Source organism: Albibacterium profundi (genome assembly GCF_042159835.1).
Lineage (GTDB): Bacteria > Bacteroidota > Bacteroidia > Sphingobacteriales > Sphingobacteriaceae > Albibacterium > Albibacterium profundi.
This window is the reverse complement of record NZ_JBBVGT010000002.1, coordinates 2229600-2235716: the sequence shown is the minus strand read 5'-3', so window position 1 is coordinate 2235716 and position 6117 is coordinate 2229600. Positions and strand designations below refer to the sequence as shown.

The window sequence follows — 6117 nt, the reverse complement described above, 5'->3', positions numbered from 1 at the left end:
GGACATGATAATTTAGAATCTTAAGGAGTGTTTTCATCAAAAAAGATTAGATTTAATTATGGGAACACCGAAGAAAAAGAGTACGGAATCATTTGTCAAGGACATTCGCAGGCAGACGCGCAGGATGTTTACAGCCGAGCAGAAGATTTTGATCGTGATGGAGGGGCTTAGAGCAGAGATTTCCGTTGCAGAACTTTGCAGAAAGCACAGCATAGCCCAATCCCAGTTCTACGCTTGGAACAAAGAGTTTATGGAAGCAGGAAAGAAGCGTTTGAACGGCGATGTGGTTAGAGAAGCCACGAGTGATGAAGTATCGGAACTCAAGAAAGAGAACGCCCGCTTGAAAGAGATGGTAGCCGATCTGGTATTGCGTTACGATATCGTAAAAAAAAGTTTGGACATGCTGGATTAATCCATAAATACCGAAAATATATGAGATTATCAGCAGCAGAAAAATACGAGATCATACAAACGGTTACCACCAGTGCAATTGGTGTAAAGCGTACCCTTGAAAGCTTCGGCATCCAAAGGAGTACATTCTACAAATGGTATCAGAACTATCTCAAGAACGGTTATGACGGCTTGAAACAAGGTTGCAGAGCATCTAGAAGACAATGGAACAGCATTCCCGAAGAACAAAAAGACCTGGTGGTTGAAATTGCTCTGGAACACACCGAGTTATCTTCCCGGGAACTGGCGCACAAGATCACGGATGAACAGGGCGTTTTTATTTCAGAATCCAGTGTTTACAGGATTTTGAAGCAAAGGGATCTAATCCCAGCTCCGAATCATATTCTTATCTCGGCAGCTAATGAGTTCAAGGACAAAACCCAATTCGTGCACCAGATGTGGCAGACCGACTTTACCTATTTCAAGATTGTGGGTTGGGGATGGTATTATCTGAGCACGGTTCTGGATGATTACAGCCGCTATATCATCCACTGGGAGCTTTGCGATTCAATGAATGCAGAAGATGTGAAGAGAACGGTAAATACAGCCATTGAAAAAGCAAAATTAAAGTCGAAAGCAAAACCGAAATTGCTGTCCGATAACGGCCCTTGTTATATCTCCAGCGAGTTAAAAACATATCTAAAAGAGGATATGAAGATGAAACAGGTTCACGGCAGACCAATGCATCCCCAAACACAGGGGAAAATTGAACGATATCACAGAACGATGAAAAACGTAGTGAAATTAAACCATTTTTACCATCCCCAAGAGCTTGTCGAAGCCCTGGGAAACTTTGTGGACAACTATAACAACAGGCGTTATCACGAATCGCTGCAAAACTTAACACCTGCAGATGTCTATTGTGGACGTTCTGAAAGAATTTTGGAAAAAAGAAAACAGGTGAAAATCGATTCTTTGAACAAAAGAAGAAAATTGTATAATCAACAAAAATTAATAAATTTATAACTTGAAACTCTCCTTAAGGTTTGAACCTAATATGTCTAATTTAGTTTGAAGACGTACAATTTTATATCGATCACCCTACTTTGTCAAATCGGGTTTACGACTAACCATTTTCAATAATATAAACCCGATCACACCCGATAAGAGTGAGGCAGCAAGAATGGCAAATTTGGCAACTGCAACAGTATCAGGATCCGCAAACGAAAGCAATGCAATAAAAATTGACATCGTAAAACCGATACCAGCCAACAGGCCAACACCTATAATATGGGTCCAGTTAGCACCTTCGGGCAACTGACATATTTTGAACCTAACAGAGAGCCATGACAGTAGAAATATTCCAATAGGTTTACCGACGAGCAAACCGAGTACGATCCCCATTCCGAGACTTGAAAAAAGACCTTCAACCATGCCATCTTCAAAATGAATATTGGTGTTCGCTAATGCAAAAAGAGGAATGATGAGAAAATTGACAGGTTTGACTAATGTGTGTTCGAGCTTTTCTAGTGGAGATTCCTTCGCATCCGGTGTAGTAGGCAGGGTCAATGCTGTTAGAACACCTGCTATCGTCGCGTGTATACCTGAGTGATGAACAAAATACCAAATAAATACTCCAGGAATCAGATAAAAGGCTATATTCTTCACACCGAAGCGATTAAACAGAACCAATAGAAGCAATATTGCGCCAGCATAGGCCAGATAAATAAAATTGAGTTCTGCAGAGTAAAACAACGCGATAACCAAAATTGCCAACAGGTCATCCACAATGGCTAATGCCGCTAAAAATATCTTCAGCGAAGTAGGGACACTTTTTCCAAGCATCGTGATAACAGCTAACGCAAATGCTATATCCGTGGCCATCGGTATCCCCCATCCGCTTGCTGTCGCCGTACCGTTATTTAAAAGCATGTAGATCCCGGCAGGTATCAAAGCTCCACCAATGGCACATATAATCGGCAATGCAGCCTTTTTGGGCGAGGCCAGCTCTCCTTCCACAAGCTCACGTTTAATTTCAAGACCCACCAAAAGGAAGAAGATCGCCATCAAGCCATCATTGATCCATAAAGCAACAGAATATTTCAGATGGATAGAATCAGTGTTAAACCCGATCTGATGTTCCAACAGATTATTGAAGCCCGCTCCCAGAGGAGAATTAGCAATAATCAAGGAAATAATAACGCAGAAGAAAAGGATAATCCCCCCTGCAGACTCATGCTTCAAAAAATTCGGAAATGCTCTTAAGTTGATAGATTGTTTCATCTAACAAAGATATTAAAATCGAAATATTTACCATTAAAATCGTATTATATCTGCGATTTACCACACCTTTAATCAACAGAAAAACACTTCCCTACAACATAGTTGCACTTCAAGTCAATATATTAACACAGTATTTTTCAAAATCCCTTTGTAGTGGTATTACAATCTTAATTAGTTGAATTAACTAATCCAGATTCTTTTATTTGTTATTATAAATTATCGTAATCATACTTGGACTCACCTTTTTTGCCATAGTGCACTTTCGTTTCTTCGACTTTCTTGTCATTTGAAATTATCGTGTAGGTATTACTAAACAATAACTCTCCGTTTACGTATTCCATCTCATATACATATTCCTTCCCTTCATGTCTCAGAATGATCTGGTCAGAATCCGGATAATAGGTACCGTCCTGGTACGTATAGCCATTACAAGCCCGATATTTTCGAAACGTGACCGAATTATCGTCTCTGATCTGGAAATCTTGTAAATTAACTGCAATTACATTTCGTCAAGAACACAATCCAAACCATCAGTAGCCATATGCAAGAGCAAGCCAATGGCAACAACCCGCGTCCGTTTGAAAAACAACAAAATAAAGTAAAAAGCAATAGCAAACCAACTATGCAACGGGTGGAAGTTTATACTACATCTGCTGGGGTCAAAGATTGGTGTTGCCAAAAGGTGGTCTAAATCGACTAGCATAGTAAGCAACATAATCACAAAGCATCGTTTCCAATTGTCCCTAAACAGGAAATATGAAAGGATACCCGGGAAAATAAGGTGCAAAAAATAATGGATAAATTGTTGCATAATCATATCATTTCAACGTCCAATTCCAAGCTCACTCGCCGACGCGGCGTTAATATATGACTATTAGAGGTAAAACAGAAGTACGGACCTCGTAGTATATACAAAACAGCCAATGAGTATTCAGCAACATTGACTTAGAATTTGGCTATCCGTCCCTGCTTTACCAAATACTAAATGATACCGACCAAATACCCATTGGAGGTTTCGAACGCTTATTGCAATCGCTACGTTTGCTGACGTGTTTCTTACCACACACAATTATTTTCAACCTTTTATACGACAAAAATATATTATCCATGAAAAAAATAAGTCGGTACAGATTCCTAGCAGGAATAATAATCTCTCTTTCATTGCTTTCCTGCTCGGAAAAGAAAGAAGAAGAACCCAAAACAGAAATTTACGCCACCGCTCATGTTACGATCGGGAATGGGATTGATTTTGACTTTAAAGGAGATAAGGCAATCGGTATCAGCGCCTCGGGGACAAAATTAGGAATTGGATTTTTAGACAGTAAAAAAGGTCACTATCTCTATTTAGCGGTACAAGCTCCGAATGGATTGGAAGAGAGGACATACTCCCTACAGATAAAGGACGCTGTAAAAGACGGCGTTACGGCCTATGTAACGTTGAATCCCGATGACGAACTCGCCCCGACCAGTTTTGATACCAAAATAGATTTGGACAGTGACCTATGGAACGATGGAACGGGCAGTATAACCATAACTTCTTTAAAAGGCAATTGGGTAGAGGGCACATTCTCCGCTGTAGCCCCTAGTCAAGCTGGGGACGAAGCCCGCATAACAAATGGGAAGTTCAAAGCAAAAGTAAACTATGAATTCTGATAACACACAAAAAATGAAATCTTAATCCTAAAAAATGAAAACACAAGTTTCCACATACTTCAAATACGCAGGAATGTTGCTTTGCAGCATACTCCTGCTATTTGCCTGAAGCATTAATTGCTACAATTAGTCATAAAATTTATTATGTTTGTTTTTACCAATGCTATTTAAAAAAGCCTAAACATTATGAAATTTTATCTTTCAGTACTTCTTATTTTAAGTTCTTCAGTTCTTCCGTTCTCTTCCTATGCACAAAGTGAAAACCTATTTAATGGTAAAGACTTGACAGGCTGGTATATTGATATTCCGGAAATGGATAATGATGCAAGTTTAAAAAGCTCCTTTCTGGTAAGGGAAGGTTTGTTAGTAAGCATGGGAAATCCTCAAGGGCACCTCATATCCAATGATTCATATAAAGATTACCGATTAGAAATTGAATACCGATTTGCAGGAGAACCAGGAAACTGTGGAGTTCTTGTACACGCCTCTACCCCACGAGCCCTTTATGGAATGTTCCCAAAATCTATAGAGGTACAAATGATGCATGAAAATGCAGGAGATTTTTGGTGTATTGTAGAAGACATTAAGGTTCCAAACATGGAAAAACGTCGTGGCAAGAAAGAGGAATGGGGAATTACAGAAGGGAAAAAACGCAGAATACTAAATCTTACAGATAATTCTGAAAAACCACTTGGTGAATGGAACTCTATGAAAATTGAATGCCTGGATAATCGAGTAAAAGTATGGGTAAATGGAGACTTGGTGAATGAGGGTTATGATTGTACAGCTAATAAAGGACAAATTGCACTGCAAGCAGAAGGCGCTGAAGTTGAATTTCGTAAAGTGCTGTTAACCCCGATAACTCAACTCTCAAAGTAAGGCCTTTACCTTTTGCAAACACAAGCATAGTATTTCCTCAATTTGACTACAACAACCCTTATTTTGGCTACACTGATTATCCATTTCTAAGGGATCTTTGTCTTATTAAATTATAAATAAGATGCAAAAGGAAAACAACAAAATAGCACTCGTTACAGGTGCTAACAAAGGTATAGGCTACCAAATTGCAAAGGCATTAGTCGAAAATGGATATCGGGTTTATCTAGGCTCACGGAGCCTTGAGAACGGCGAGAAAGCCGCATTAGAAATTGGCGGAAATATACACGCTATTGCACTCGATATCACCGATCCTATCTCCGTGAAAAACGCCGTAGAGAAAGTACAGCAAGAGACCGGACACTTAGATTTACTGGTGAATAATGCCGCTATTTCAAATGTCGGACCCAGCAATAGAACCATGGAAGAAGTATTAACTGCACAGATGCCATCCGTGGTACCCATTGAAGATCTTCGTGCGGTATGGGAAACCAATGTATTCAGCACGTTGGCGGTTACACAGGCATTTTTACCATTCTTAAGAAAATCTCAAAGGGCGCGCATTGTCAATGTTTCCAGTGCTTTAGGGTCGCTAACGTTGAACTCAGATCTGGAAAACCCATTCCGTAATGGGTTTGATGCGGCATACGGAGCTTCTAAAACTGCACTCAATGGTATCATGCTGTCTTTAGCCATAGAACTAGAAAAGGAGAATATCAATGTTACAATGGTGAGTCCCGGTTTTACAGCTACCGAGCTCAATAATTTTCAAGGGACTGATACGGTAGAGTTTGGCTCTTTAGAACCGATAAAGGTTGCACTTTCTGAAGATATCCCAACAGGAAGTTTTAGGGGACCGGCAGATATCTCAGGTGCAAATAGTCATCTTCCGTGGTAATCTATTTACGGTAAATA

At 39.8% G+C, this 6117-nt stretch carries 6 protein-coding genes; 4 read left to right on the top strand and 2 right to left on the bottom strand.

Annotated elements, in window-relative coordinates:
- Nucleotides 1-58: 58 nt before the first annotated feature.
- Nucleotides 59-1416, top strand: a protein-coding gene (locus tag WKR92_RS11480; RefSeq protein WP_373407983.1) for an IS3 family transposase whose coding sequence is annotated in 2 segments (ribosomal slippage) — nt 59-374 and nt 374-1416 — 1359 coding nt in all. Because the reading frame shifts where the segments join, the coding sequence is not laid out codon by codon here.
- Nucleotides 1417-1491: 75 nt separating this feature from the next.
- Here the strand turns inward: WKR92_RS11480 and nhaA are convergent.
- Both nhaA and WKR92_RS11470 read right to left on the bottom strand, forming a co-directional pair.
- Nucleotides 1492-2673, bottom strand: a complete 1182-nt coding sequence (gene nhaA / locus WKR92_RS11475) for a Na+/H+ antiporter NhaA (RefSeq protein ID WP_375557945.1) — start codon at nt 2671-2673, stop codon at nt 1492-1494.
- Between the two features lie 499 nt (nt 2674-3172).
- Nucleotides 3173-3484, bottom strand: coding sequence for a DUF6122 family protein (locus WKR92_RS11470; RefSeq protein WP_375557944.1), 312 nt, complete (start codon nt 3482-3484; stop codon nt 3173-3175).
- 296 nt (nt 3485-3780) lie between these two features.
- Between WKR92_RS11470 and WKR92_RS11465 the strand changes: the two genes are divergently transcribed.
- The 3 genes from WKR92_RS11465 to WKR92_RS11455 all read left to right on the top strand — a co-directional run bounded on the left by WKR92_RS11465 (nt 3781) and on the right by WKR92_RS11455 (nt 6100).
- Nucleotides 3781-4326: a hypothetical protein gene (locus WKR92_RS11465; protein WP_375557943.1), complete on the top strand. Its 546-nt coding sequence runs from the start codon at nt 3781-3783 to the stop codon at nt 4324-4326.
- Between the two features lie 186 nt (nt 4327-4512).
- On the top strand, nt 4513-5205 hold the full coding sequence (locus WKR92_RS11460; protein ID WP_375557942.1) for a 3-keto-disaccharide hydrolase: 693 nt from the start codon (nt 4513-4515) through the stop codon (nt 5203-5205).
- Between the two features lie 121 nt (nt 5206-5326).
- Complete coding sequence (locus WKR92_RS11455) at nt 5327-6100, top strand: SDR family NAD(P)-dependent oxidoreductase (RefSeq protein ID WP_375557941.1); 774 nt, start codon at nt 5327-5329, stop codon at nt 6098-6100.
- Nucleotides 6101-6117: the final 17 nt, after the last annotated feature.

Excerpts from the sequence above, each read along its gene's own strand:
- nhaA (WP_375557945.1), bottom strand. The coding sequence starts at position 2,673 with ATGAAACAATCTATCAACTTAAGAGCATTTCCGAATTTTTTGAAGCAT.
- WKR92_RS11470 (WP_375557944.1), bottom strand. The coding sequence starts at position 3,484 with ATGCAACAATTTATCCATTATTTTTTGCACCTTATTTTCCCGGGTATC.
- WKR92_RS11465 (WP_375557943.1), top strand. The coding sequence starts at position 3,781 with ATGAAAAAAATAAGTCGGTACAGATTCCTAGCAGGAATAATAATCTCT.
- WKR92_RS11460 (WP_375557942.1), top strand. The coding sequence starts at position 4,513 with ATGAAATTTTATCTTTCAGTACTTCTTATTTTAAGTTCTTCAGTTCTT.
- WKR92_RS11455 (WP_375557941.1), top strand. The coding sequence starts at position 5,327 with ATGCAAAAGGAAAACAACAAAATAGCACTCGTTACAGGTGCTAACAAA.